The 25,314-nt window shown below is 73.9% G+C and carries 21 protein-coding genes; 9 read left to right on the top strand and 12 right to left on the bottom strand.

The genetic code is table 11. From position 1 onward, the window contains the following. Positions 1–167: 167 nt before the first annotated feature. The gene (locus CP982_RS03015; protein WP_150509022.1) at positions 168–785 is read right to left on the bottom strand and encodes a LysE family translocator; all 618 of its coding nucleotides are present in this window, start codon (positions 783–785) and stop codon (positions 168–170) included. 115 nt (positions 786–900) lie between these two features. Here CP982_RS03015 and CP982_RS03010 point away from each other — a divergent pair, with 115 nt between their 5' ends. After that, positions 901–1,353 carry an Lrp/AsnC family transcriptional regulator gene (locus CP982_RS03010; protein ID WP_150509021.1) on the top strand — a complete coding sequence of 151 codons (453 nt, stop codon included), beginning with the start codon at positions 901–903 and terminating at the stop codon, positions 1,351–1,353. 4 nt (positions 1,354–1,357) lie between these two features. On the opposite strand, the gene CP982_RS03005 is transcribed toward CP982_RS03010, so the two are convergent. The 4 genes from CP982_RS03005 to CP982_RS02990 all read right to left on the bottom strand — a co-directional run bounded on the left by CP982_RS03005 (position 1,358) and on the right by CP982_RS02990 (position 6,448). Then, positions 1,358–2,938 (bottom strand): S41 family peptidase, encoded by a 1,581-nt coding sequence (locus CP982_RS03005; RefSeq protein ID WP_150509020.1) that lies wholly within the window; start codon positions 2,936–2,938, stop codon positions 1,358–1,360. After that, positions 2,935–4,488: an amidohydrolase family protein gene (locus CP982_RS03000; RefSeq protein WP_150509019.1), complete on the bottom strand. Its 1,554-nt coding sequence runs from the start codon at positions 4,486–4,488 to the stop codon at positions 2,935–2,937. Before CP982_RS03000 ends, CP982_RS03005 begins: the two co-directional genes overlap by 4 nt. Continuing rightward, complete coding sequence (locus CP982_RS02995; RefSeq protein WP_150509018.1) at positions 4,488–5,249, bottom strand: uracil-DNA glycosylase family protein; 762 nt, start codon at positions 5,247–5,249, stop codon at positions 4,488–4,490. The genes CP982_RS03000 and CP982_RS02995 overlap by 1 nt, the downstream gene beginning before the upstream one ends. A 182-nt stretch (positions 5,250–5,431) precedes the next feature. Further along, entirely contained in the window at positions 5,432–6,448 is a 1,017-nt protein-coding gene (locus CP982_RS02990; RefSeq protein WP_150509017.1) for a metallophosphoesterase family protein, read from the bottom strand. 375 nt (positions 6,449–6,823) lie between these two features. Here CP982_RS02990 and CP982_RS02985 point away from each other — a divergent pair, with 375 nt between their 5' ends. The 3 genes from CP982_RS02985 to CP982_RS02975 all read left to right on the top strand — a co-directional run bounded on the left by CP982_RS02985 (position 6,824) and on the right by CP982_RS02975 (position 8,924). After that, positions 6,824–7,978: a glycoside hydrolase family 113 protein gene (locus CP982_RS02985; protein WP_150509016.1), complete on the top strand. Its 1,155-nt coding sequence runs from the start codon at positions 6,824–6,826 to the stop codon at positions 7,976–7,978. Positions 7,979–8,088: 110 nt separating this feature from the next. Continuing rightward, positions 8,089–8,343: an EF-hand domain-containing protein gene (locus CP982_RS02980; RefSeq protein ID WP_150509015.1), complete on the top strand. Its 255-nt coding sequence runs from the start codon at positions 8,089–8,091 to the stop codon at positions 8,341–8,343. 176 nt (positions 8,344–8,519) lie between these two features. Beyond that, positions 8,520–8,924 carry a rodlin gene (locus CP982_RS02975; protein WP_150509014.1) on the top strand — a complete coding sequence of 135 codons (405 nt, stop codon included), beginning with the start codon at positions 8,520–8,522 and terminating at the stop codon, positions 8,922–8,924. 92 nt (positions 8,925–9,016) lie between these two features. On the opposite strand, the gene CP982_RS02970 is transcribed toward CP982_RS02975, so the two are convergent. Together CP982_RS02970 and CP982_RS02965 are read right to left on the bottom strand one after the other, a co-directional pair. After that, positions 9,017–10,141, bottom strand: coding sequence for a hypothetical protein (locus tag CP982_RS02970; protein WP_221514607.1), 1,125 nt, complete (start codon positions 10,139–10,141; stop codon positions 9,017–9,019). Between the two features lie 2 nt (positions 10,142–10,143). Next, positions 10,144–11,214, bottom strand: a complete 1,071-nt coding sequence (locus CP982_RS02965; protein WP_150509013.1) for a hypothetical protein — start codon at positions 11,212–11,214, stop codon at positions 10,144–10,146. A gap of 317 nt (positions 11,215–11,531) precedes the next feature. Between CP982_RS02965 and CP982_RS02960 the strand changes: the two genes are divergently transcribed. Together CP982_RS02960 and CP982_RS02955 are read left to right on the top strand one after the other, a co-directional pair. Then, complete coding sequence (locus CP982_RS02960; protein ID WP_170316335.1) at positions 11,532–13,019, top strand: FAD/NAD(P)-binding protein; 1,488 nt, start codon at positions 11,532–11,534, stop codon at positions 13,017–13,019. Positions 13,020–13,103: 84 nt separating this feature from the next. Further along, positions 13,104–14,918 (top strand): FAD/NAD(P)-binding protein, encoded by a 1,815-nt coding sequence (locus CP982_RS02955; protein WP_150509011.1) that lies wholly within the window; start codon positions 13,104–13,106, stop codon positions 14,916–14,918. A 22-nt stretch (positions 14,919–14,940) separates the two neighbouring features. On the opposite strand, the gene CP982_RS02950 is transcribed toward CP982_RS02955, so the two are convergent. Then, the gene (locus CP982_RS02950) at positions 14,941–15,648 is read right to left on the bottom strand and encodes a response regulator (protein ID WP_150509010.1); all 708 of its coding nucleotides are present in this window, start codon (positions 15,646–15,648) and stop codon (positions 14,941–14,943) included. Next, positions 15,645–16,856, bottom strand: a complete 1,212-nt coding sequence (locus CP982_RS02945) for a sensor histidine kinase (protein WP_150509009.1) — start codon at positions 16,854–16,856, stop codon at positions 15,645–15,647. The genes CP982_RS02950 and CP982_RS02945 overlap by 4 nt, the downstream gene beginning before the upstream one ends. 382 nt (positions 16,857–17,238) lie before the next feature. Between CP982_RS02945 and CP982_RS02940 the strand changes: the two genes are divergently transcribed. Further along, positions 17,239–17,865, top strand: coding sequence for an RNA polymerase sigma factor (locus tag CP982_RS02940; protein ID WP_170316334.1), 627 nt, complete (start codon positions 17,239–17,241; stop codon positions 17,863–17,865). A 10-nt stretch (positions 17,866–17,875) separates the two neighbouring features. On the opposite strand, the gene CP982_RS02935 is transcribed toward CP982_RS02940, so the two are convergent. Next, positions 17,876–20,701 carry an ATP-binding protein gene (locus CP982_RS02935; protein WP_170316333.1) on the bottom strand — a complete coding sequence of 942 codons (2,826 nt, stop codon included), beginning with the start codon at positions 20,699–20,701 and terminating at the stop codon, positions 17,876–17,878. Between the two features lie 306 nt (positions 20,702–21,007). Between CP982_RS02935 and CP982_RS02930 the strand changes: the two genes are divergently transcribed. Both CP982_RS02930 and CP982_RS02925 read left to right on the top strand, forming a co-directional pair. Continuing rightward, a complete protein-coding gene (locus CP982_RS02930) occupies positions 21,008–22,396 on the top strand; it encodes an MFS transporter (protein ID WP_170316332.1) in 1,389 nt (462 codons plus the stop codon). Positions 22,397–22,471: 75 nt separating this feature from the next. After that, the gene (locus CP982_RS02925; protein ID WP_150509005.1) at positions 22,472–23,740 is read left to right on the top strand and encodes a glycosyltransferase; all 1,269 of its coding nucleotides are present in this window, start codon (positions 22,472–22,474) and stop codon (positions 23,738–23,740) included. A gap of 143 nt (positions 23,741–23,883) precedes the next feature. On the opposite strand, the gene CP982_RS02920 is transcribed toward CP982_RS02925, so the two are convergent. Both CP982_RS02920 and fabI read right to left on the bottom strand, forming a co-directional pair. Beyond that, entirely contained in the window at positions 23,884–24,360 is a 477-nt protein-coding gene (locus CP982_RS02920) for a MaoC family dehydratase (protein ID WP_150509004.1), read from the bottom strand. Then, positions 24,360–25,223 (bottom strand): enoyl-ACP reductase FabI, encoded by an 864-nt coding sequence (fabI, locus tag CP982_RS02915; protein ID WP_150509003.1) that lies wholly within the window; start codon positions 25,221–25,223, stop codon positions 24,360–24,362. The genes CP982_RS02920 and fabI overlap by 1 nt, the downstream gene beginning before the upstream one ends. Between the last annotated feature and the right edge of the window lie 91 nt (positions 25,224–25,314).

Here is a 25,314-nt window from a genome sequence, read left to right as displayed (position 1 = left end):
CGGTCGCCTCACGGATCGTGTCTCCGTGGCCCGTTGCTGCGGCATCCTGATCGAGGTCGGCGACGGCTGTACGGGGCAGTCCGGAGGGCCGTCCGGGCACCCCCGCATTCCGGAGCGCCCTTCGGGCCCCCGCATTCCGGAGCGCCTTCCGGGTACCCCCGGCCGCGTCACGCGGCGAGGCGTTCCACGAGGAGGAGCGCGCCGATGCCGATCATCATCGCCCCGCTGGTCCGGGTCACCACCCGGGCCGCCGCGGGCCGTGCCTTCAGGACGGCACCGGCGAGGACGCCGACGCCGAGGTAGACCACCGCGCAACTGGCCATGTGCAGTGTGCCGAGCAGCCCGCTCTGGACCGCGACGGGCCAGCCCGCGCCCGGGTGGATGAACTGCGGGAACAGTGAGAAGTACAGCAGTAGCGCCTTGGGGTTGAGACCACTCGTGCCGACCCCCTTCCACGCGATCTGCCAGCGGGAGTCCGCCAGGGCCTCGGTGGCCGCCTGCGGACCCGCCGGTCGTGCCAGGACGCCCCAGCCGAGCCATATGAGGTAGCAGGCGCCGAGGACGGTCAGGGCCGTCAGCAGTGCGCCGGAGCTCGCGACGATCACGACCAGGCCCGCCACCGCGAGCAAGGTGTATCCGGCGTACCCGGCCACCAGACCGGCCACCGCGGGGACCACCGACCGCTCCCGCAGCCCCGCGGAAATCGCGTACGCCCAGTCCGCGCCGGGTGTGCACACCAACAGCAGGTCCACCGCGAGGAAGGCCGCCACCGTGCCCGTGTCCATGCAGAATCGTTTCCTCTTCCCTTCGTCGTTCCGAGAGGGAAGGCTAGGATCATTTCGGCCAAAGGTGTTTCCGTAATTCCCCCGGTACTCGGCATGGCGGGGGATAATCTTCCGCATGGACGCCCTTGACCGGAAGATTCTTACTGAGCTGCAGCAGGACGGCCGTCTGACGGTGACGGAGCTGGCCGCCCGCGTGAAGCTGAGCGTCTCGCCCTGCCACCGGCGCGTGCGTGACCTGGAGAAGTCCGGGGCGATCCGCGGCTATCGGGCCGTGGTCGACCCGCCCGCCCTCGGCCTGAACTTCGAAGCGCTGGTGTTCGTCACCCTGCGCTGGGAGGACAGCGACACGGTCACCGCGTTCGAGGAGGGCGTGGCCGACGTCCCGCACGTGATCCAGGCCCAGCGCCTGTTCGGCGAACCCGACTACCTGCTGCGCGTCGCCACCGCCGATCTGGCCGCCTACCAGCAGCTCTACGACCAGCGGCTCGCCACCCTGCCGGGTGTCCAGCGCCTGACTTCGACGCTCGTCATGAAGCACGTGGTCGACGACCGTCCGCTGCCGCAGTAGGACGTCAGGCGAGCAGCGCGGCGGCCGCCGCCAGGAGGTCCTGGTTGTGCCCGGTGACGTCCCGCTCGGTGAGCCGGTGCAGTTCGTCCGCCTCGACCCCGAGGTCCTCGAGCGGTACGTCGACGTTGCCGCGGGCTCGCGTGGCCCGCCGCAGCGCGACCCGGAACCCGGCGCCACGCGGCAGCTCGCCGAGGATCTCGGGCAGCCACACGCGCAGCAACTCGTGCGTCCACACGTTGGCGCCGCCGGCGCCGGTGCGCCGGGCGGTGCCGAGGACGGGACCGAGGCCGTTGTCCTGGAACCCGGCGGCGAAGATGTCGGCCGCCGAGTACGACAGCGCGTCGGTGACCAGGACCTTGGGGCCGGTGTGGCGCGCGAGCCCGGCGGTGACCGCTTCGGGGTCGGTGAGCGGGAAGGCCTGCGAGTACACCTCGCCCGTCTCCACGGCGGCACGGATCGAATGCGTCCAGACGCGGAACCCCGGGTTGGCCCGGGCGAGGGCGAGCGCGGCCCGCGTCGTGGAGAGCGAGAAGCTCACCGGGGTCACGGGGTGCGGGCTCAGCACCTGCAAGGCGGACTCCGCGGCCGGGACATGGCCTCCCGGGTTGCCGCGGATGTCCACGATCAGGCCGCCCGCCGGGGCGCCTGCCGCGATCCGAGCCACCTGCTCGGCGAACGGCCGCGCCCCCGAGACGTTGAACGAGTAGATCCGCAGATACCCGTACGAGCGGCCGCGGACGCGCACCGTCCGGTAGTGCAGGACGCTGCGCAGGGCCCGCGCGGCCGAGCGCCGCGCCTGCGGCGGTGCGAACAGCGCGCGCTTGACCTGGCGCGCGGCCTCGCTGCCGACGTCGATGCCGAGGCTCGTGGCGAGCGTCGGCACGGGGTCCTGGGCGCGCCCCGCGTGCCGCTCGACGGCGCGCACCCGCCACGGCACGCGCGTCTCGCGGCGGCGGCCCCCGGCGGTGCGGTAGGCCAGGAGCACGCGGTGCTCGTCGGGCGGGGGACCGGTCCGCAGCGGGCGCAGCGTCAGCGACTCCAGGCCGCGGGCCAGGCGTGCGTCGAGGTTGGAGCCCGCCTGCGCGGCCGCGTTGCGCTCGATGGCGCGCTCGATCGGCACCCCGTTCCAGGCCTCGAGCTCGGCGCCGACGTCGAACCCCGCGTGCACGAGCGACGGGTCGATCTTGGAGACGACGTGGTGGGGCGTGCCGTCGGGGTCGGCGTAGCGCTCGACGAGGAAGCCGAGCGTGGCCACATGGCCCCGGTAGGGGTCCGGCAGCTGGTAGCCGGTGTGCAGATCGCGCAACCCCCGGAAGACGTCCGTGAGTTCGGCGTGGAACTGCAGCTCGCTGAGGGGTGCGAGGCGGCGCTCCAGGAGGCGGAGCCGCTGCACCGGGTCCGTGGCGTGCATCGCCCGCTTGAGCGGAAGGTGCACGTACAGCTCTTCGAGCAGCACACGGGCGGCGGCCACCAGCCGGTAGCGGTCCGCGAGCGGCAGCGGGTCGGCTTCCACCCGCCGCATGAACTCCTCGAGGCCGACCGAGTCCGGCAGGGTCCGGTCCGGTTCCGCGATCGTCCGCCTCATGGGTAGTAGCCCGCGAGGTGCTGGAGTTGCGGCACACCGCTGCGCGCGACCGCGGCGAAGTAGGCGGCGTCGGGGGCCAGCGGGTCGAGGCGCGGGATGACCAGGTCGAGCGGGACCTCGCCCGCGGCGGCGAAGGCGCCCGTGTCGCCCTCCGGCATGTCGCCGAACAGGGCGAGCGGTGCGTCGGGGTCGTCGAGCGGACCGCCCCAGTCCGCGAGCGCGTCCTGCGCGGCGCGCCAGGCGGCCACCGGGTCGTCGCGGACCTTCTCCAGGGCCCGCTTGACCCCGGGCCAGTCGAGCGTGGCGTCGGCCCGGCCGGGATCGCGCACCGCCACCCGCCGGGAGAGCCCGGCCACCGTGAGCGCGCTGGTGTCCGTCGCCCCGGCGGCGGTCATCAGCGCCCGCGTGCCGTAGAAGGGGCGGCCGCGCACCAGCACCAGGCGCACATGGCGCTCGGTCGCGTCGATCAGGTTGCGGTACGGGTCCCGCGCCGGGTCGTGGCGTTCGAGGACGAGCAGATCCGCGGCGCTGCCGCGCTCCAGGCGGCCCACCTGCGGCCCCCAGGCGGTCGCGAGGGCGTCGCCGGGGTTCGCGGTCACCATGTCGCACAGCTCGCGGTCGGTGAAGCGGCCGCCGAGCTCGTGGCGGTTGACGGCGTCGGCGACCTTGAGTTCGCCGAGCACGTTCTTGGTGCCCGAGGGCGACCAGTCGGAGCCGAGCGCGATGCGCAGCCCCTTCTTGTCGGCCTCCACCACGTCCGTCGTGGCGTGGTACAGCCAGTAGTTGGAGAACGGCGACCACACGACGGTGGCCTTCTCCGCGGCGTTGACCGCGGTCACCGCGCTCTGCCACTTCTTGAAGTCGGCCGCCGTCAGGGCGGTGGCGTGCACGCCGATCAGGCCCGGCTTCAGACACGGTTCGAGGTCGTCGAACTCGCGGTGCACGATCGATCCCGGCTTGCCCTCGGCGACGTGGTAGATCAGCAGCCGCGTGCCGTCGAGCTTCGGTGCCCGCTCCTCGCGCAGCTCCTCGGCGTCGAGCTGGAGCGCGGCGGTCATCACCATGTCGGCGCCCGCGGGCAGCTTCTCGTTGTCGATCGTCCGCAGCAGCCAGCCGTCGACGGGGCGCGTCGAAAGGGGTGCGCCCTGGATGGCCGTGACCCCGCCGACCAGCGCCTTCACCTCGACGTACTTGATCAGCGCCTCGGGCGCCGCCTGGCCGAGGACCTTGGCGGGCCAGGTGACCGACGTCGAGTAGTCGGGCGGGTGCTTCTCGCCGACCCAGCGGTCGTGGTGCAGATAGGGAACGCCGACGGCCTCCCACAGCGGCAGCGTGTTGTAGAGGAGGTGGTTGTGCAGGTCGATCAGGCCCGGCAGGATCAGCCCGCCCGTGTCGATGACCGGCGCGCCGGAGAAGCCCGCGGGCGGTGCCTGCCCGGCCGGGCGCACCGCGGCCAGGCGGCCGTCGTCGCCGACGTACACGGCGCCCGGGTCGAGGATCCGGTGGTCGCTGTCGCAGGTGACCACCGTGCCGCGCAGCACGAGCGCCATCAGCCCGGCGCCTTCCAGAGCAGCGTGTGCTTGTCGTCCGGCGAGGGGCGGCTGACGGAGTTCGACCCGCCCCCGGCACGCACCCAGGCGTCGTCGCCGAGGAAGCCGGGGGCGCCGAAGGGCAGGTCACGATGGGGGATCGCGCTGTAGTCGGACTCCAGGAACTCGGTGCCGTAGTTCGGCCCGGTGGTGTCGCCGTCCGGGTCCGGCGTCACGATCGACCGCAGCTGTGTGACGGCCGCGCGCCAGGCGTCGAGCAGGACCACCGGGTCGTGGCTGGTCGGATGGGGCACCTCGACGAGCGGCACCTGGGGGCGTGATGTCCACAGCCGCACCGCCTCCTGGGCCATGAAGCCCATGGCGACGACGGCCTCCAGGGTCGGGTCCGTCGCCCGGTCGAAGACGGCGTTGCGCCACTGCGTCTGCGGCGGGTCGGCGAGCCGCTCCTTCATCGCGAAGGCCCGGCTCGGCTGGACCGCGTACGCCCACGCGTTGAGGCACACGTAGGAACGGGTCAGACCGAGCTTCGTGAGGAACCCCTGCACCCGCTGGCCGGCGTTCCCGACCAGGCTGCGCCCGGCGATCCGCTCGGTGGGCCCGGGGTCCGAAGCCACGATCAGCACGCGCGCGGAGCCGTCGAGCCGCCCGCGGTAGAAGATCGGCCCCCAGTCGAACCAGAACGCCTCCTTGACGGGCGGCTCGGGCACCTGGGCCAGCAACTCGGCGAACTGGGCCGTGGGCCCGCGGTCGAACTCCGCCATGGGACAGCGCCTCCTCACCGGCCGGATGGTGCGTGCCCGTGAGCACACGGGGCCCTCGGCCGCCGGGCCCCGGGCCCGACGGCCGAAACCGGTGTCAGAGTCAGTGGATCACCCTGCCCTGAATGGTGCAAACGGTGACATATCGCCTACCGCATGCCGACGCATGCCGCCATACGTCGCCCTCAGCGGCTCAGTGGCACCGTGATCTGCTTCAGCCAGGTCCTGCGGGCGAAGTCGCGTGCCTTGATGACGACGGAGTCGCGGTGGACCTCGACCTGGAGGCCCTGGTTGAAGGAGCCCTCGACGGCGACCTCGCCGCCCTTGCCGTCGTCGCGGTATCCGGTCTGGATGGCTCCGGTGTTGACCACCGTGAACCCGTTGAGGTTGGCGGTGCCGGGCACGACGCGGCGCACCACCCAGTCGGATAGGTCGAGGTCCCAGTGGGTGTGACCGGAGAAGAGGAACACGTCGGGGTGGCGGCCGAGCAGGCCGAGGAGGCGGTCGGCCTGGAGGTAGTCACTCGCGTAGAGCTTGTTGCGGGTGCCCGAGACCGTGTTGGGCAGCGGATGGTGCGTGATGACCATGACCGGCTTGCGGCGGCGCGACCAGTGCCAGAGCCGGTCCTCCAGCCACGCGAACTGCGCGTCGCTCAGCCACACTTCGTCCCAGAGCTTCGGGTCGTGGAAGTGCGCGTACCGCTCGGTGCCGAGGGCGAGCACCGGGATGCCGCCGAAGGAGGTCTCCGCGTGCACGGCGCCGCGCCCGGCGAACCGGTAGAAGCTGCGGAAGAGCGAGTCCTCGGTGGTGCCGTTGGGCCAGGTGTCCTGGGACAGCGTGTCGGGGTCGCGCCACTTCGGCACGTAGAACTCGTGGTTGCCGATCGCCCAGGCCACGCCGCGCGGGTGGGAGTGCCGCCGGAGTTCGGCGCTGACCTGCGCGTACTCGAAGTCGTAGCCGCGCGGCGTGATGTCGCCCGCGACGGCGAGGCCCGCGCTGCGCGGGTTGACGGCCGCCATGTCGTCCAGGGCCCGGCCGAAGTCGCGCAGGTCGCCCTGGATGTCGCTGATGACGTTGAACCGTACGACGTCCCGGCCGCGCCGGCGCTCGGTGTGCGCGGCGGGGGCGGCGTAGGCGTGCGGGGCGACGGCGGTGGTCGCCAGGGCGCCGCCGCTCGCGGCGAGGAGGGATCTGCGGTCCATGCGTGGCTCCGTGAGACGAGGGGCGGGAGGAGGGGGGAGTGGCGTGCGGAGTGTGTTGTCGGTGAACCTCACGGGGGCCGGTGCCTTCCCCGCCACGCGCGGTGGGCACGTACGTGTATCGGGCATGAACATCTGACGGTCCGCCGGGCGCGGCCGGGCGCGGCCGGGCGCGGAAGTAGCGGTCGGCGGCGGCTTGCGGCGGTCACCAGGTCCCGGCGATGCCGACTTTGGTTACACCGGACAGGACCGATGCCCGATGAGCGGCACGCCCCCGACGGCCGATGCTCGGGGTGATCCGACCGCGACCGGCGATCCGACCGCGACCAACGCCGGCAACGCGACCAACGCCAGCAACGCCAGCAAGAGGAGCACGTGATGCGCAACGAGGGCATGACCAGAGGGCGATTCCTCACCGGCGCGGCAGCGGCAGCGGGTGCCGCCGCGCTCGCCGGACCCGTCCTTTCCGGGACGCCGGCGGCCGCCGCGCCGCAGCCGGGCCCCGAGCGGGCCACCGCCCGGCGCGGACTGACGTACCGGGGCGTCATGTACGAGTGCGCGGACGGCGATGCGCCCGGCATCGGCTGGAACCGCACGCGGATGCGCTCCGACCTGCGCAGCATCAAGCGCGCGCTGCACGCGAACTCGGTCGTGGTCTACGGCACCGGGGTCGAGCGCATGGCCGCCACGGCCGCCGAGGCGGCCGAACAGGGGCTGCACGTCTGGCTCCAGCCGCGCCTGGCCGACGTTCCCGAACGGCAGATCCTCGACCATCTCGCCGAGACCGGCAGACAGGCCGAACGGCTGCGGCGCCAGGGCGCGCGCGTATACCTCAGCGTGGGCTGCGAGTTCGTCCTGTTCGTCCCCGGAATCGTGCCGGGGGACGACGCCCTGGAGCGGGTCGAGAACATGCTCAAGGGCAACTGGGACCCCGAGAAGGCGCAGCGCAAGCTGGACCGGCTCATCCCGTCGGCGGCACGGACCGCGCGACGCGTCTTCCACGGTCCTGTCACGTACGGGGCCGCGCACGAAGACGTCGTCGACTGGAGCCTGTTCGACATCGTCAGCGTCAACTACTACTCCTACTTCGCCGATCCGCGCGGCTACTTCAAGGAGCTTGACCCCTACCGGAAGTGGGGCAAGCCCGTGGCTATCACCGAGTGCGGCACGTGCACGTTCCGGGGCGCCCCCGAAGCGGGCGGCATGGGCTGGAACACCATCGACTACAGCAAGCCCAAGCCGGAGGTGCGCGGCGACCTCCGGCGCAGCGAACGCACCCAGGCCCGGTATCTGAGCCAGATCCTCGGCGTGTTCGAGCGGATGAACCTGCACGCGGCGATGGTGTACGAGTTCGTGTCCCCGCAGTCGCCCCACCGCCGCGAGCGGCGCTACGACCTGGACATGGCCAGCTACAGCCTCACCAAGGCCATCTGGAAGACCGAGGACGCCCCGACCGCGCGGTGGCACTGGGAGCCCAAGGAGTCCTTCCACGCGGTGGCCGAGCACTTCGCCCGGGCCGGCCGCACCGCCTGACGGCCCCGCGCGCAGGGGGGCGCAGGAACCGGCACCGGGCGGCGTACGTTGTCGTACACGAGGACGGCGGGCCGGGCTCGCCCGCCGGCGAGGGAGATGAGGGCGACGTGATGAGTGAGAAGGCCCGGAAGCTGTTCGAGGCACTGGACCTCGATCACAACGGGACCCTGACCCGCGAGGAAGTGATCATCGCCTTGCGGACCAAGGGCCCGTCCCTGGCCGCCTCCGGGGACCTGCCCTTCTGGGGGCTCGGAGACGTCGACGACTCCTCGGCGCTGTTCGACGCCGCAGATCAGAACGGGGACTCGGTGCTGACCCTGGAGGAGTTCTCGGCGGTGGTGGACCGCCGCTTCGGCTGGAGCTGAGGCCGGACGGGGGCAGAGGCGCTTGCGGTACCGACGCTCGGCGTAGCACCTGGGGAGACGCGGGTCGCGCCGGTGGGCCGTCCGGGCGAAGTCGAGCAACCCCTGCCCATCGCGGCAGTTACCCAGGGTGCTCCTGGACAGGGGCTGAGCCACGGCTTATGAGAAGGGAAACCCTTGTGCTGAAGAAGGTTATGGCGGCCACCGCGGTCACCGTAGGCATGGCCGGTGCGGTGGCGCCCGCCGCGAACGCCATCGGTGACGACCACGGCACCACCTCGAAGAGCGGCAACGGCGCGTCGGAGGCGTTCGGCAACTCCGCCACGCACGGCGACATGAGCCTGCAGGGCTCCATCGCCCAGGGCACCCTCAACAAGCCCTGCATCGGCCTGCCCGTCAAGGTGAACGCCGGGGCGATCGTGGGCATCTTCGTCCCGGTCGCGGTCCAGGACATCCCGGTCCTCTCCGCGCCGCAGAACCAGCAGTGCGCCGAGAACGCGACCCAGGCCAAGGGCGACGAGCCCCTGTCGCACATCCTGGACGACATCTCGGCCCTGTCCGGCAACGGCGCGGGCAACGGCTGACGTTCCCCGCACCACCCCCTCCCAGCGGGCCGCCACTTCCCCTCGGCGGCCCGCTGCGCTGTGCGTGCGGTGGTGCTGCGGGGCCCGTCGCCTCAGCCGAACCGCAGGACGCGCGGAGCGAAGGTGCCCTCGGGCCCGCCGGCGCGGCCGACCGACCACACCTGCTCCGTGCCCGGCACCGGCGCGAGGCGCAGCAAGGAGGAGTCGCTCTCCCCGGCCACCGCCGGTTCGTCGTACGCGGTGAAGGACTGTCCGTTCCAGGCGAGGAAGTCAGGACCGGAGACGATCGGCGGAACGCCGCCCGGGACGAACTTCTGCGAGCGGGTCACCGCGACCCAGCCCAGCGAGCCGGACGCGGCGGGCGTCAGCGAGGTGACCGAGCCGAAGTTGGTGGGCATGGCGACCCGGTGCCAGGCCTGTCCGTCGAAGCGGACCAGCAGGGGCGGAATGGGCTTGCCGGGCGGGCCGCCGATGAAGCCGCCCGTACCGCCCGCCCACACCTCCGTCGGTGAGACCGCGAGCACACTGCCCACGGCGGCCCGCGGGAACCCGTCCACGATCGTCTGCTGCCACTCCTGCCCGTTCCAGTGGGACACGGCCGCCCCGGAGTCGCTCGCGCCCGCGGCCCAGACGTCGTCGGCGGCCTTGACGTGCAGCCCGTACACGGATCCCGGCGGCACCGGTATGTCCTGCCAGCCGCGCCCGTCCCGGCGGAGCAACGCCGGTGCGCCGCCGCGCGAACCGATCAGCCAGGTCTCGCCGCCGCCGGTGACGACCTTGGTCAGGGCGACGCCGCTCGGCGGCTCGCTCTCGCGCCAGGCGGTGCCGTGGAAGCGGAGCAGCCGGGAGCCGCCCGCCGTGTCGCGGCCGACGGCCCAGCCCGCTTTCCGCCCGTTCGCGGCGATGGACAGCAGCTCGCCCTGCCAGCGGATGCCGGGCAGGTTCTGGCGCTGCCACGCGGTTCCGTTCCAGCGCAGCACCAGGGGGAAGCCCGGCGCCTCGCGGCCGACGGCGTCCGCGCCCACCGCCCACGCCCGGTCGGGCCCGAACGCCACGGCTTCGTTGAGCCCGGCCTGCGGGCGTACCTGCGCAGGGACCGGCACGTGGTGCCAGGCCGAGGTCTCCGCCGCGGCCGAGGACAGTGCGGTGATGAGGGTCATGGCCACCGCGAGGGCCGCGACGAGCAGTCTGCGTGCGATGTGTGCCGTGCGCGCCATGGTCAGCCTCCCCGCCGTTCGCTCATCAGGTTCGGTTTCGAGCCGTAGATCTCGACGGTCCCGAAGGACAGCAGGGAGGACCCGGCCCTCGCCAGCGCCCGCGGCTTGACGGCGATCGCGTTCGTACGCTCCGGACCGTAGGAGAAGGTGGTGCGGGCGCCGTCCACCCGTGCGTACTTCGACTGGAACGCGCGGTCGCTGCGCAACGGCAGCCACAGCGCGCCGTCCGGGCCGCGCACCATGCCCTCGGTGTAGGTGTCGCCCAGCGGTGGATAGGTGGTGCGCCAGGCCTGCCCGTTCCAGGTCATCAGATAGGTACGGGACACGCCGTCGGTGTACTGGCCGCCGCCGAGCGTGGCCCGGCCGGAGGGTTCGAGCAGGATGGTGTGCACGTTGCCGTTCTTCGGCAGCGGCACCTTCGCGTCCCGCCACGCCGTGCCGTCCCAGCGCAGGACGGTGGTCCCGGTGGTGGTGCTGGCCCAGGCCCAGACGTCGTCGGCGGTGCGCGCGGTGATGCCCATCAGGTACAGCACGCCCTGCGGGGTGGACTGCTCGGTCCAGCGGGAGCCGTCGTAGTGCAGCACCTTGAGGCCGGTGGAGTCCTCACCGACCACCCACGCGGCACCCGGTACGGCGGTGAAGTCCTGGTAGGTCCACAGGGTCTGCGGCAGTGGGACGGTGCTCCACTTCCCCTCCGCCGACCGGCGTACGATCTCGCCCTCCCCGGCGCGGTTGTGCAGGGCCCACATCTCGTCGCCGACGAACTGCATCTCGCGGAGCCAGCCGGGCTCACCGGCGCCCGGGAAGGAGCTGTCCCGGCTCCACGCCGTGCCGTCCCACCGGTACAGCAACGGCCGCAGCCCGTCGGAGGCCTGCTCGTACGCGGTCGCCCACGCCTCGCGCGGTCCGCGGGCAGCGATGTCGGCCGCGGTCACCGGCGGGGACGCCGTCGGCACCGGCACGTCCGACCAGCCGGGCCGCACAGCCGCGGGTGGCGCGCCGGCCGCGGCCGGGGACACCGCCGCGGCACACGCGAGGAGCAGACAGACCACGACCGCACGGAGACCGTTCACGAGACCCCCCAGATCACGAGACCCCCAGAGCGTGAAGGCCGCTCAGCCTAGGGGCGTTCCCCACTCGTGAACAGATGTCGCACAGACGATCCGGTGTTCGTCCGGCGGGGGCGACGCCGAGGAATCCGGACCGAATTCCGCCGGACTGTATCCGGAGGAGCTCCGTCCGGGTCCTTGTGTATGTGAGCGGCCGACCGGATCGCCCGACGTCGACAGACGCGGCGAAACGAGTGCGGCAGCACTCTTCGCGGGCTCTTCACGGGCTCTTCGCGGAGAGGTCCTCTTCAGCCACATCGGGAACGGGGCGGGTGTTTGGCGTGCGCATTGCGCTGATCGGCGGCGGAGCCGCAGCGGTAAGTCTCATCGACGGTCTGCTCGGACGGGTCCTCGACCCGGAGCACCTGGACGTCGTGGTCTACGAATCGGGGCCGCGCCCGGGGCCGGGCCGTGCCTACCGGGCCGACCTGGGCTGCGCGTTCATCAACACCCGGACCGGCGTCACGTCGATCCGAGCCGACGAGCCCGGGCACTTCCTCGACTGGCTGCACACGACTCCGGCCGGAATGGGCACGGGCTTCGCGCACGCCGACGCCGACTCGTTCCTGCCGCGCTGGGTCTTCGGCGAGTACCTCGCCGACTGCCTGGACCACGCCTGCCACAGCGGAAGCGTGCGCGTGGAGCGGCAGTCCGTGCAGCGGGTCAGGCCGAGCGCCACGGACGTCCTCGTCGAGACGGCCGACGGTCAGCGGGCCGCGTACGACCGCGTCGTGCTGTGCGTGGGCGGCGGCGAGCCCGCCCAGGTGTACGGCCTCGAAGGCGCGCCGCAGTACCACCGCGACCCCTATCCGCTGACCGACACGGTCACGCGGCTGCACCCGCGCGCCCGCGTCCTCGTCATCGGCACCGGCCTCACGGCCGTGGACACGGTGCTCGCGCTGCGCGACGCCGGTCACGAGGGGGACATCGCCATGGCCTCCCGCCGTGGCCTGCTGCCCGCCGTGCGGGTCAGCCGGGGCAGGTGGGACCTGGCCTGCCTCACCCCGGAGGCCCTCGCCCGGGCGCGCGAGCGCGCGGGCGGACCGAGCCTGGAGACGCTGGGCGGTCTGCTCCTGACGGAACTCGACCGCGCGGGCGTCACCCGGCAGGAGGCCATGGAGCGCGTCCGCCCTGGTTACGACGCACGCGCCCGCCTCATGTACCAGTTCCGGGAGGCGGAGACCGGCGCTCCCTGGCAGCGCATCCTCACCACCGCGGCGAACCGACTCGCCGAGCCCCTCTGGCAGTTGCTGCCCGACGCGGAGAAGCGCCGCTATCTGCGCGGTCTGCACCACGTCTTCCAGAGCGAATGCCACCCCATGCCGCCGCTCACCGCGGTCGCCCTGCTCGACATGATGGACGACGGCCAACTCACCGTGCGCTCCGGGATCCAGGACGTCCGCGCGCGGCCCGGCGGCGGCTTCGTCCTGGACGCGCACGGGCAGCGGTACACGTTCGACGCCGTGGTCGGCGCGGCCCGGCAGAGCGTCGGCCTCCCCGGCCCCGAGGCCCGGCCGCTGGTGTCCGACCTCGTCGACCAGGGCGCCGCGACGCCGCACCCCTTCGGCGGCATCCGCGTCGACGCCGCGACCCACCGCGTCCTCACCGCCGACGGGGCCGCACAGGCCCGGCTCCACGCGCTCGGCGACCTCACCGCGGGCACCTTCTACCACACCGGTCCCCTTGAGGTGATCTCCCGGCACGCGGACCGGATCACCGACGCGCTGCTCGCCGCGGCCCCCGGCGCGGCCGAGGAGCCCGTGGCCTGACCGCGGACGGCATGCCCGCGCCACGTCCCTGAACAGCCCTTCGCCCACCGCGGCCCGCCCTCAACACCGCTCAGGAGCCTGCCCATGACCGCGTCCCATGCCGTCCCCGACAGCGTGCTCGCGTACGACCACCAGGCCACGGCCTCGACCGGCACCGACGACGTGTCCGTCGCCCTCGTCGGATGCGGACCGCGCGGACTCAACGTCCTGGAGCGGCTGGTGCACCGCGCCCGCACGCACGGGCTTCGCGGCACCGTGCACGTGATCGAACCCGGTCCGCTCGGTGTGGGCGTCCACCACCGGGGCCAACCCGACTACCTGCGACTGCACACCCCCGCCGACCGGCTGACCGCCTTCACCGACCCGCACATGGTCGACGGCGGGGGAGTGGCGGGCCCCTCGCTGTACGCATGGGCCCGCGGGCGCGGCCTGACGGTCCGTGAACCCACCGGCGACGAGACCCCCGTGCGGCCCGACCACCACCTGCCCCGCGCGATGCTCGGCGAGTACCTGGCGTGGGCGGCGCAGACCATCGTGGCGGCCGCCCCCGCGGGGCTGCGCGTCCTGCACCACCGGGCCACGGCCGTGGACGTCGTACCGGCCGTGCACCGCGGCGGGGAGCGGGTGGTCCTGAACAACGGCGGCGTCCTTGGCGTGGCACACGTCGTGCTCGCCGTCGGACACACGGGCGCCGTGCCGATGCCCGCACCCGGCGGCGCCGACACCACGACCGGGCACTGGATCGCCGACCCCTACCCCCTGCCCGGCAGCCTGGACGGCATCCCGCCCGGCGCCACGGTGGGCCTGCTGGGGGCGGGCCTCACCTGCGCCGACGTGGTGGCCGCGGTCACCGTGGGCCGGGGCGGGCGTTACGTCCGGGACGGCGTCGGCTGCCTGCGCTATCTGCCGAGCGGCCGCGAACCCGCGCTGGTGCTGCTCAGCCGCAGCGGGCTGCCCGCCCGGGCGCGTCCCAAGCCCTCCGCCCGGCCCCCGACCGACGCCGCGCACCTCACGTTCTGCGCCGTGCAACGGCTGCGGTCCCTGTGCACCGGCCGCGCCCTGGACTTCCGCCGGGACGTCCTGCCCCTGGTCGAGCGCGAGATGCGCCACCGGTACGCCGCACGGGCCATCGCCCTGGGCAAGGACCCCGGCGGCCTGGGGGACGGCTTCCTCGGCGAGCTGGTGCGCGGCACGATCCCGCGCCACCGCCTGGCCTCTTACCACCACTACCGCACCTGGTACGCCCACTACCTCGGCGACGATCTGCGGGAGGCCGAACTCGGCCTCGACGGCAGCCCGTTGAAGTACTCCCTGGAAGCGCTCGGCGACCTGCGCGAGGAGCTGCGCCGCACGGTGGACGAGCCCGGCCTCACCGCGGAGTCGACACGGTACTTCTTCGGCTCCTTCGCCGCGGCTGTCAGCCGTACCGTCATCGGCCCGCAGCCGGAGCGGAACGCCGAACTCCTCGCCCTCCTGGCGGCGGGCGTCGCCCGGCCGGGCCCGGGCCCCGCGGCCCGCGTCGGCTGGCACGCCGGGGCGCGCTCCTGGGAGATCACCTCCACGGAGCTCGCCGTGCCCGCCGTGGTCCACGCCGACCACCTGGTCGCCGCGCGGACGGCGGCCCCGGCCGTCCTCTCCTCGCTCAACCCCGTGATCCGCTCCCTGCGCGACAAGGGGCGGCTGCGCTGCCGACTCGCGGGCGATCTCGTCCTGGGCGCGGACGTCACCCGGGTGGGGCGGCCGGTGGGCGGGGACGGGCGGGTGCAGCACCGGCTGTTCGTCCTGGGCCCGCTGGCCGAGGGGTCGAGCTACTACAACCACTACGTCGCCGCTCCGGGCGCCCCCTCGCGTGCCGTCGCCGACGCCCAGCGGGCGGTGGAGTGCGCCACCCGCCCCTGACGGGACGCGAGGGGCTGGTCCCTCACCCCGCGAAGGCCCCCGGCGGCGCGGGCGGTGCCGTGCCCGGCAGGACGAGACCGCACTGATAGGCCGTGGCGACGGCCTGGGCCCGGTCCCGCAGCGCGAGCTTCATCAGGATCCGCCCGACGTGGGTCTTCACCGTCGCTTCGCCGATGACCAGATGGGCGGCGATCTCCGTGTTCGACAGTCCGTGGGCGATCAGGCACAGCACCTCGCGCTCGCGCTCGGTGAGCGCGGCCAGCTCCTCGGGGGCGGGCAGCTGCCGCTCGGGCCGGGAGGCGAACTCCGCCAGCAGGTCCGCGGTCACGGCCGGGTCGAGCCAGGCGTCGCCGTCGGCCAACGCCCGTACGGCACGCACCAGTTCGCCGGGTGCCGCGTCCTTGAGCAGGAAGCCGGACGCTCCCGCCCGCAGGGCCTCGTAGACCGCCTCGCTGACGTTGTACGTCGTCAGGACCAGGACGCGGGTGAGGGTGTCGCGTTCGGCGGGAAACGAGTCCGCGGTGATCTGCCGGGTGGCCTCGACGCCGTTGGTGCGCGGCATCCGTACGTCCATCACCACCAGGGCGGGCCGCAGCCTGCGGGCGAGCTCGACGGCCTCGGCGCCGTCCCCGGCCTCGCCGACCACCTCGATGTCGCTCTCGCACTCCAGGATCATGCCGAGACCCGAGCGGACCATGGGCTGATCGTCGGCGAGCAGTACGCGGATCATCGGTCGTGACTCCCTTCGGGGGACGTACGGGGACGGGGCGCGGCGACCGGCAGCGAGGCGGCGACGCGGAAGCCGCCGTCGGACGTGGGGCCCGCGCTGAACGTCCCGCCGCTCAGGACGACCCGCTCGCGCATGCCGAGCAGTCCGTGGCCGGTGGACAGCGCGGCGCCGGACGTCACCGGCGTGCCCCGCCCGTCGTCCACGACCTCGATGCGCAAGCGCTCGCCCCAGTTCAGGCGCACCTCGGCGGCGCTGCCCTCACCGGCGTGCTTGACGGCGTTGGTCAGGGACTCCTGGACGAGCCGGTACGCGTTCAGACCGACGTCCTTGACCAGAGGTGCGGGGCAGCCGCTCTCCGTCAGGCGCACCCGGAGCCCGGCGTGGCGCACCGCCTCCAGCAGGGGGCCGAGGTCGGCGACGCAGAAGGAGTGTCCGTCCTCCGGCGACCGCTCGCCGGCGCGCAGCACGAGCAGCAGGTGCCGCAGCTCCGCCATCGCCGTCGTGCCGAGGGACTCGATGCGCCGCAGCGCCTCGCCGACCCGCTCGGGGTCACGGTCGCCGACGCGCCGCGCACCGGCTGCCTGGAGCACCATGACGGTCACCGCGTTGGCGACGACGTCGTGCAACTCCCGTGCCGTACGGACGCGTTCGGCCACCACCGCCTCCCGGGCCGCGGTCAGCAGACGGCGGTCGGCGGCGGCGGTGGCGCGGCTGAAGGCGGCCCAGCGGCCGGTGGCCCACACGGCGATGTCGACGAGCATGTAGAAGACGAGGTGCTTCAGGGACTCGGCCGCTCGTCCGCTCAGCATGAGGTTGACGGCCTGCGAGGAGAAGACCAGCTGGCACGCCAGGGCGGCCCAGGCGATGCCCGCCCGGCAGTGCGCGGCGACGGTGTAGAGCGCGACCGCGGACGCGGTGGTCGGGTCGTACAAGAAGCTGGTGTGGGCGTAGAGCACGTCGGTGATCAGGATCCCCCCGATCACGGCCAGGAACACCGCGACGGGCCGTCGGCGGCGGAAGACGAGCGCGGCGGCACAGACGAGCGCGGCGGCGACCACCGCGAGCTGCCCGCCCAAGGTCGTCCCCCGCGACTCCGTCCAGGAGGAGCCGACGACGTCGAAGAGCGTCACCCCGGCGGCGACGACCATGTCCTGGGTGCGGGCCGACGCCCGGTACAGGCGCTGTCGAAGCGCGGGCAGGTCGGGCATCTGGGCTCCGGTGACGGTCGGATGCGGGTCCTCGACGTGCACCCGTAGTCGTACGCACAGGATCCGTCGGGGACGGGACGCGCCGCGTGCGCGGTGACCGGCATGCTCATACCAGGCAAGAGCACCTGGCGGTCAGTGCGGTGAAGTGCCCTCGCGGGGAATTCGGTCCCATCCTTGCCGTCCGGGACAGCAGGGAAACCGGAGGCTGGGGGGCGCGTTCGGTCGCGGCGGGTGCCTTTTCACCAGACATCACCACCATGTCCGCTCCTTCGTCACACCGTCGAACGCGCCCGCCGGGCGCGGCCGATCGCGCCCCGGAGTGCGCGCGTACCGGCCCCGGGAGCGCGCACGGCCCAGCATGAGGGGAAGGCTGAGCAACGCCATGTCCCGATCCGCCGACACCGGAGCCCGTCGCCGTGGCCGACTCGACCCCGGCCGGGGTGCGCCCGCTCTCTCCCGCGACGACTTCACCGACCTCGTGTGTGCCTGCCGAGGCGGTGACGAGCGGGCCTGGGCGGAGCTGCACGCCCGGTTCGGGCCGCTGGTCAGACGCGTCGTGGGCTCCTACAGGCTCCAGCAGGCCGATGTCGACGACGTGTGCCAGCACGTGTGGTCGCGGGTGTGCAGGGACCTGCACACCCTGCGCACCGCGCTGACGCTGCGCGCGTGGCTGGCCACGGTGGCCAGGCGCGAGGCGCTGCGGCATCTCGGCCGGGCCCGGCGGGACATCCCCGTCGGTGGGCCGTGGGAGTTCGCGTCCGTGCCCGGCGACCGCGGCGATCCCGAGGAGAGCGCGGTCGCGGCAGCCGAGTGCGAGCTGGTGCGCGCGGCGGTGCGGCAGCTGCCGCGACAGCACCAGGAGTTGATCCATCTGCTGTTCGCCGATCCGCCGGTCGGCTACGACGTGATCAGTGAGAAGCTCGGCATTCCCCGAGGCTCCATCGGCCCCATGCGCAGCCGGATCGTGGGGCGGGTGCGGCAGGTGATGGCGGGGGAGCGCGGCCGTTGAGCCGGGTACGTCAGCCCGCGGAGCCCCGCCCGCCCGGCGCGAGCCCCTTCAGGGCCCGGTGCAGCTCACGGCGCCCGGAGATGCCCAGCTTCTGGTAGGCGCCGGACAGATGGAACTCCACGCACCGCAGCGAGACGCCGAGACGTACGGCGATGTCCTTGTTCGCGAGGCCTCCGGAGGCCAGATCGGCGACGCGGCGCTGCTGGCGGGTGAGCAGCACGCCGGACGCGGTCGCCGACGGCGTCGGCCCCAGGGCGGCCAGCTCCTCCGCCGTGCGGGTCACCAGGGGCAGCGCCTCGCACCGCTGCCCCAGCACCCCCGCCGCCGTGAGGTGCTCGCGGGCTTCGGCGAGCCGCCCCCGCCCCCGGCAGGCCACGCCCAACGCGTACAGCGCGTGCGCGAGTTCGAGGCGGGCCGGGGACGAGCGCAGCGCGGCGACCGCCTCGTCGAGGACTCCGGTGGCGCGCGGTCCGGCCTCGGCGCGTCCCAGGGCGGTCAGGGCCACCCCCACGGCACGCGGCGTGCCCCAGCGGCGGGCGGCCGCCAGCTCGCCGCCCGCCAGACGGCGGGCCCGTTCGCGCTCGCCGACGGCCAGGCAGGCCAGCGCCGCCTGCGACCGCCACGGCAGCACGGCGGGGTTCTCCACCTGCCACTCCTCCAGGCGCCGACCGCACTCCAGCAGGTCCGTGAGGGCCTCGTCGTGGCGGCCCCGTGCCAGGTGCAGCCGACCGCGCGCGTAGAGCACCCAGTTGTGGTGGTAGAGGTCGGGCAGCCGCGCCGACAGGCCCCGTCCCGCGAGGAGTTCGTGGGCCTCGCCGGTACGGCCCTGTTCGACGAGCGCCTCGGCGAGCAGGGCGGCGCACCACGATCCTTCATGGGTGCGTCTGCCTCCGCTCCAGGACACCAGCAGGCCATCGGCGGTCCGAAGGTGCGCGACGGCGTCGGCGAGGTGTCCGGCGCTGCGGGCGAAGGCACCCCTGAAGGCGGGTACCAGCGCGCGTGAGCGCAGTTGCCCGCCGCGTTCCGCGGCTCTGCCGAGGCGGCTGAGGACCGGGTCGGCGAGCGCGGGCGCGTCCGCGTACAACAGGGCGAGCAGGGCGAGGTGGTGGGGCCGGTCGGCCACGCTCAGCTGCTGGTCGGCGAGCGCCAGGTCGGCGCAGCGGACGGTGGCCTCGCGGTTGTGCCCCTGTCTGCTGTGCCGGTGGGCCAGGTAGGCGGACCAGGTCTGCAGCAGCCGGGGATCGTCAGGGGCGTCGGCCAGCAGGCCGCTCTCCCGCTCCCGGGCGAGCGCCGCGGTCGCGAGGCGGCCCTGCTCGGCCTGGTAGGCGACCGCGCGCAGCTGCCAGGCGGTGCCCTGGTCCGTGTCGCCCAGCCAGCCCGCCGCGTGGTCCGCGAGCGCGGCCGCCTCGTCGTTGGCCTCCGCCGAGACCAGGGCGGAGGCCAGGAGCAGGGTGGTGTGGGCCGCTTCGTCCGCGTCCGGTGCCGCCGCGAGCGCGGCGCGCAGCCGCGCCGTTCCCGCGGCGTGGTCGGTGGCCAGCTCCGCGCTGCCCAACTCGCGCAGCACGACCGCGCGGTGGGCTCCGCCCAGGCGTGTGTCCAGGGCGCGCCGCAGCAGCGGTGCGGCACGGTGCGGCGCGCCCCGGGCGACCTCGTGCCGCGCGGCGTCGCGCAGCACGGCGGTGGCCCAGCGCTGCCGGGTGACGTCACCGTGCAGCAGGTGTGCGGCCACCGCGTCCCCGGGCGCGCGGGACTCGTACAGCAGCTCGGCGGCCCGGGTGTGCCAGGCGATGCGGGTGCCCACCGCCATGCCGTCCAGGATCACGCCGCGGAAGAAGGAGTGCGTGAAGCGCAGCGGGTGCCCGTCGGCGACCAGCTTGAGCCGTACGAGACGGTCGACGCGCGCGCAGGCGTCGTCCAGGTCGAGGCGGGCGAGGGCGCTGGCGCGGCCGAAGTCCGCCTCGTCGCCGAGCACGGCGATGGCCCGGGCGATCGCTCCGGCCTCCGGGCAGCGGCTGAGGCGGGCCCGCAGCCACTGCGCCACGTTCCGGGCGCCGACGTCGAGGACGAGCTGGGGGGTGAGGCCCGTGGGCCGCTCCTGGCGCAGCGTGCCGAGCAGCTCCTCCAGGAGCAGCGGATGGCCGTCGGTGACCCGGTGACAGGCCTGCGCGGTCTCGGCGTCCACCACTTCGGGGGCCGTCGCCCGGGAGACGAACTCCGCGACCTCGTCGCGGCCCAGACCCGTCAGCGAGACGCGGTGCGCGGTCGCGGTCAGTTCCGCCAAGGGGGAGGCGTCGGCCTCGGGTTCGGTCTCGTCGTAGGTGATGACCAGGACGAAGGGCACCTCGCGGACGCGCCGCGTCGCGTGGGCGAGACAGCGCAGCGACAGCGGGTCGCCGAAGTGCGCGTCGTCGACGGTGACGAGGAGCGGGGTCCGCGCGCCCGCGTCCGCGAGCAGGCCGTCGAAGGAGGCGAAGACCGCCGAGACCGTGCGGTCGTCGGGCTCCGCGCCGGGGTCCGGGAGCAGCGCGCCCGGCCCCTCCACGGGCCGCGGTGCCGATGCCCGCGCCTCCGGGGCCGCCAGCTCGTCGATGATCTGCTGGACGACGCCGAAACCGACCTCCCTCTTGCCGGGGTGGCCCCGGCCCGACGCGTGCCGGAAGCCCAGCCGCGCGGCGGTGCCGGCGAGTGCGTCGAGGAGTGCCGTCCGGCCGATGCCGGGCTCGCCGCCGATGGCGACGGCGGACGCCTTCCCGTTGAGGGCGCACTCCAGGCGCCATCGCAGCGTACCGAGTTCGACCCGCCGTCCGATGAATCGGGGCGCTGGTCCGTGGCTCAACAGTCCTCCCAGGCATCGCGGCCGCACCGCGCTTTCACATGTTCACATACTATGGCGCGGCATGCGTCGCCCATGCGCTACGGGGTCAACCACAGCTTTCGCGCGGCGAGTTGGGCGGCGCCGTCCTTCGGTACCGAAAGCGGCCTCCCCGACACGCCCCGAGCCCTATACCCGCAAGCGCGTCCGCGTGCCAGCGCGGGCGGTCCCGCGTGCCGCGCGCCGCCTCGACGGCCATCCTCTGGTGCCCTCCCTTTCCTGAACTCCTCCCGAACACCCCGACCGTTCCCCGATGTGGAAGAGGGCTCCATGCCGCACCCGTGGGCGACCCTGCTCGCCGTCTCACTGGGCACCGTCACCGTGACGCTCGACAGCACGGCCGTGGTCATCGCCAACCCGTCCATCGCCGCGGACCTGAACGTGGGTCTGTCCGCACTGGAGTGGGTGACCAACAGCTATCTCCTGGTCCTCGCGCTCACCCTGATCCCGGCGGGCGCGGTCGCCGACCGGTGCGGGCACAAGTGGGTCTTCATGGCGGGCGTCCTCGGCTTCTCGCTGTCCTCGCTCGCCATCGGGCTCTCCCCGGACGCCGGGTCGCTCATCGCCTTCCGGGCAGCGCAAGGAGCGTGCGGCGCCCTGCTCCAGCCCTCGGCGCTCGGGCTGCTGCGCGCGGCCTTCCCCGGCGGGCGGCTCGGCACCGCGCTCGGCGTGTGGGGCATGGCCCTGTCCGCGTCGACGGCCGCGGGGCCGGTCGTGGCCGGGTTCCTCGTGGAAGCCGGCGGCTGGCGCTCCGTGTTCTTCCTGAACCTGCCCGTCGGGGCGGCGGCCTGCGCCATCGGCCTCGTCGCGCTGCGGGGCGCGGCGACCGGGGCGGGCCGCTCACCGGCGCGGCCGGGTGCCTGCCGTGGGGGCCGGGGCCGGGCGGGGCGCGGCCTCCGTCCGGCGCTCTTCCCGGTGGCCCTGTTCCGGTCCGCCGCCCTGTCCGCCGGTGTGGCCCTCACGCTCCTCACCTCGTTGGTGATGACGGGCACGCTCTTCTACTTCACGCTCTACCTCCAGGGCGTACGCGGGCTGAGCGCGACCCAGACCGGCGTCCGGCTGCTCCCGCTGACCCTCGCCATGATCGTCATGTCGCCGCTCGCGGGCCGGGCCGTGACGCGCGTGAGCCACCGGGTGCCGGCCGTCGCGGGCCTGGCCGTCACCGCGTTCGCGTTCCTCGGCCTGGCTGCGCACGGCTGCGGCGCGGACGCCTGGGCGAGCGCGCCCTGGCTCGCCCTGCTCGGGGCGGGACTCGCGCCCGTACTGATCGTGACCACCGACGCGGTGGTCGGCGGCGCGCCGGGCCGCTGGGCCGGATTCGCCTCCGGCGTGCAGCAGACGGCCATGCAACTCGGCGCGGTCCTGGGCATCCTGCTGCTCGGCCCGGTGCTCACCACGGTGGCGGGCAGCGGTCTGCCCGACGCCCTGCCCGCCCGGGCCGCGGCGGCCCCGGCCACGGTCCGCGCGTCCTTCGAGCACGGCCTGCGGGCCGTGCTCGTGATCGCCGCGGCGGTGACGGCGACCGCCGGAGTCCTGGGATGCGCACTGCGCACACCGAAGACGCACACGCGAAAGACCCGGCACGACACCACTCCTGAATACACCGCACACCCCGGCCGCCCGAGTGGTGAGCCGCATTCCGAAAGCCGTGAATCCTAACGGCACACACGGCGTAGGGGAAAGACCCGAGCGCATTTCTCGAAAGGAGAGTCCGGTCCTCCCTAGCCTCCGGGCATGAGCCAAGAAATCACCTTTCTCGCCTTCGGTTCACGCGGTGATACGCAGCCTTATGTAGCCGTCGGAGAGGCCTTGAAGGCGCGCGGCCACCGGGTGCGCATCGCGACCGGCCGCTGCTACGGCAGCCTCGTACGGGAGGCGGGTCTCGAACACCTCCCGATCGACGTGGACATCGCGGGGGCCCTGGCCACCTCGCACGGGCAGCAGTGGCTGGGCGCCGAGCGCAACCCGCTGCGGCTCGCCCGGCGGCTGCGTCCGCTGATCGCCGCGCACGCCCGGCAGGTCGTGGCCGACATGGCCGACGCGTGCGCGGACACCGACGCGGTCGTCTGCTCCATGTTCGGCATGATGTTCCGCCCCGCGATCGTGCCGCCCGCCGTCCCGTTCTGCTACGGCGGCCTCCAACCCACGTATCCCACGCGCGAGTTCCCCACCATCCAGCTCCCGCACCGCCGCTCCTTCGGTGGCTGGGCCAACAAGCGCAGCCACGGCCTGGTGGAGACCCTGCTCTGGCAGGCCTTCCGCTCCGCCCTGACGCACGAGATCCGCGCCGGCCGGGGTGGCCGCGCCCTGCCGCGCCGGGCCCCCACCGCCCAGCTGCGCCGCGCCGGGCACCCCAAGCTGTACGGCTTCAGCCCGGCCGTGGTGCCGCGGCCCGCCGACTGGCCCGACTCCGTCCACATCACCGGCTACTGGTTCACCGAGCCGCGCGCGTCCTGGACGCCTCCGCCCGGCCTCGCGGCCTTCCTCGCCGACGGGCCGCCCCCGGTGTTCGTGGGCTTCGGCAGCATGGTGCTCCGCGACCACGCGGAGTCCGGCCGGCTCGTCCGGCACGTGCTGCGGCGCGCGGGGGTCCGCGGCGTGCTCGTCGGCGACCCCGGAACGGAGGCGTCGGACGACGAGTTCCACGTCATCGCGGGCGCGCCGCACGAGTGGCTCTTCCCCCGCATGGCCGCCGTCGTGCACCACGGCGGCGCGGGCACCACGGCCGCGGCCCTGCGCGCCGGAGTGCCCCAAGTCGTCACGCCCTTCTTCCTCGACCAGCCCTACTGGGGCGAGCGCCTGCACGCACTGGGCGTCGGTACGCCGCCCCGCTCCATCCACGCGTTGACGTCCCACGAGCTCGTCACGGCGGTCCGTCTGGCCGTCACCGACTCCGCGATGCGCGACCGGGCGGAGCTCCTCAAGAGCCGGATCGCCCGGGAGCGCGGGGCGCTGCGTGCGGCAGATCTACTGGAGGAGTGGATGGAGCGCGTCCGCGGTTGAGGAGCGTGCGCGTCGGCGGGCCGTCCCCGAGGGGGCGGCCCGCCGACGCGTTCGATTGCTCGCTGCCGGTCCTGGCGGCAGGCGAACGGCCCGGTACCCCGGCGGCTGGCCGGGGCACCGGGCCGTTGCGGCTCCGGCCGTGCTCAGTGGGCCGGCGCGGGCTTCGCGGCGCGCAACAGGGCCAGTACGTCCGCCGTCACCGCGGGCCGGGAGCGGCCCTCGATCTCCAGCGAGGTGGACAGCACGATCTCGGTGAAGCCGCCGCCCCTGTGCCGCACGGCGCTCAGCTCGGCCCTGGCCCGCACCCGCGCGCCCGAGGGCACCGGGCTGTGGAAGCGGAGCCGGTCCAGACCCGCGTTGATCGTGACGTCGACGCCGTCGACCCGAGCGATCCGGCCCAGAAGCAGGGGCAGCAGGGCCACGGTCAGGAAGCCGTGCGCGATGGTCCCGCCGAAGGGGCCCGTGCGCGCCCGCTCGGCGTCGACGTGGATCCACTGGTGGTCGCCGGTGGCGGCGGCGAATCCGTCGATCTGCCGCTGGTCCACCACGTGCCAGGGGCTCACGCCGAGGTCCTCGCCCAGGGCCAGCGGCAGCTCGTCGGGGCTCGTGAACACCCGCATCACGCGACCCCCGCCCCGGACAGGTCCCGCACCGGCATGGCACCGTCGGCTGCCGCCGCTGCCGCGGGCAGGGCGGGGGCCGCCTCGGCGGCCGGTGCCCCGATGGCATGGGCGCCGCCGTCGCAGTGCAGCACTTCCCCGGTCATCGCGGGCAGCCAGTCGGACAGGAGCGCGCACACCACGCGCCCCACAGGGGCGGCGTCCGTGACGTCCCAGCCCAGTGGTGCCAGGCGCGGCCACAGCCGCTCCGACAGGGCGAACCCGTCCAGGGACCTGGCCGCCACCGTGTTCAGGGGACCCGCGGCCACCAGGTTCACACGGGTACCGTCCCGGCCCAGCTCCCGTGCCAGATAGCGGCAGCAGCTCTCCAGGCCGGCCTTGGCCACGCCCATCCAGTCGTAGCCGGGCCAGGCCCGCTCGGCGTCGAAGTCGAGCCCCACCAGGGCACCGCTGTCCGAGCGCGCCAGCAGAGGACCGAAGACCCGGCCGAACGCGGCGAAGGAGTACGTGGACACGTGGAACGCCTGGGCGACGTCCTCCCATCCGGCGGTCAGGAAGCCGCCGCTCAGCGTGGAAGGGGGAGCGTAGGCGGCGGCGTGCACCACCCCGTCGAGCGCGCCCCAGCGCCGTTCCAGCTTCGCGGCGACCGCTTCCAGCTCCTGCGGCCGGGTGACGTCCATGGGGAGAACGTCACACGGGGCCGGGAGCCGCTTCGCCACCAGGCGAGTGACCGGCAGCCCGCGGCCGAAGCCGGTGAGGACGACTTCGGCGCCCTGTTCCTGGGCGGTCCGGGCCGCGCCGAACGCGATCGAGCTCTCGGTGAGCACGCCGGTGACCAGGATCCGTTTGCCGGCCAACAGCATGGGTGAACGCCCTTCTTGTCCGTAGTGGTGTCCGTGGTCGTGTGGTCCGTCGTGGTGTGGTCCGTGGGCCGGTCGGCCCCGGGTGGCGGTG

It is taken from the genome of Streptomyces spectabilis, assembly GCF_008704795.1.
Lineage (GTDB): Bacteria > Actinomycetota > Actinomycetes > Streptomycetales > Streptomycetaceae > Streptomyces > Streptomyces spectabilis.
Note: the sequence above shows the minus strand (reverse complement) of the source record. Positions and strands in the feature narration are given on the sequence as shown.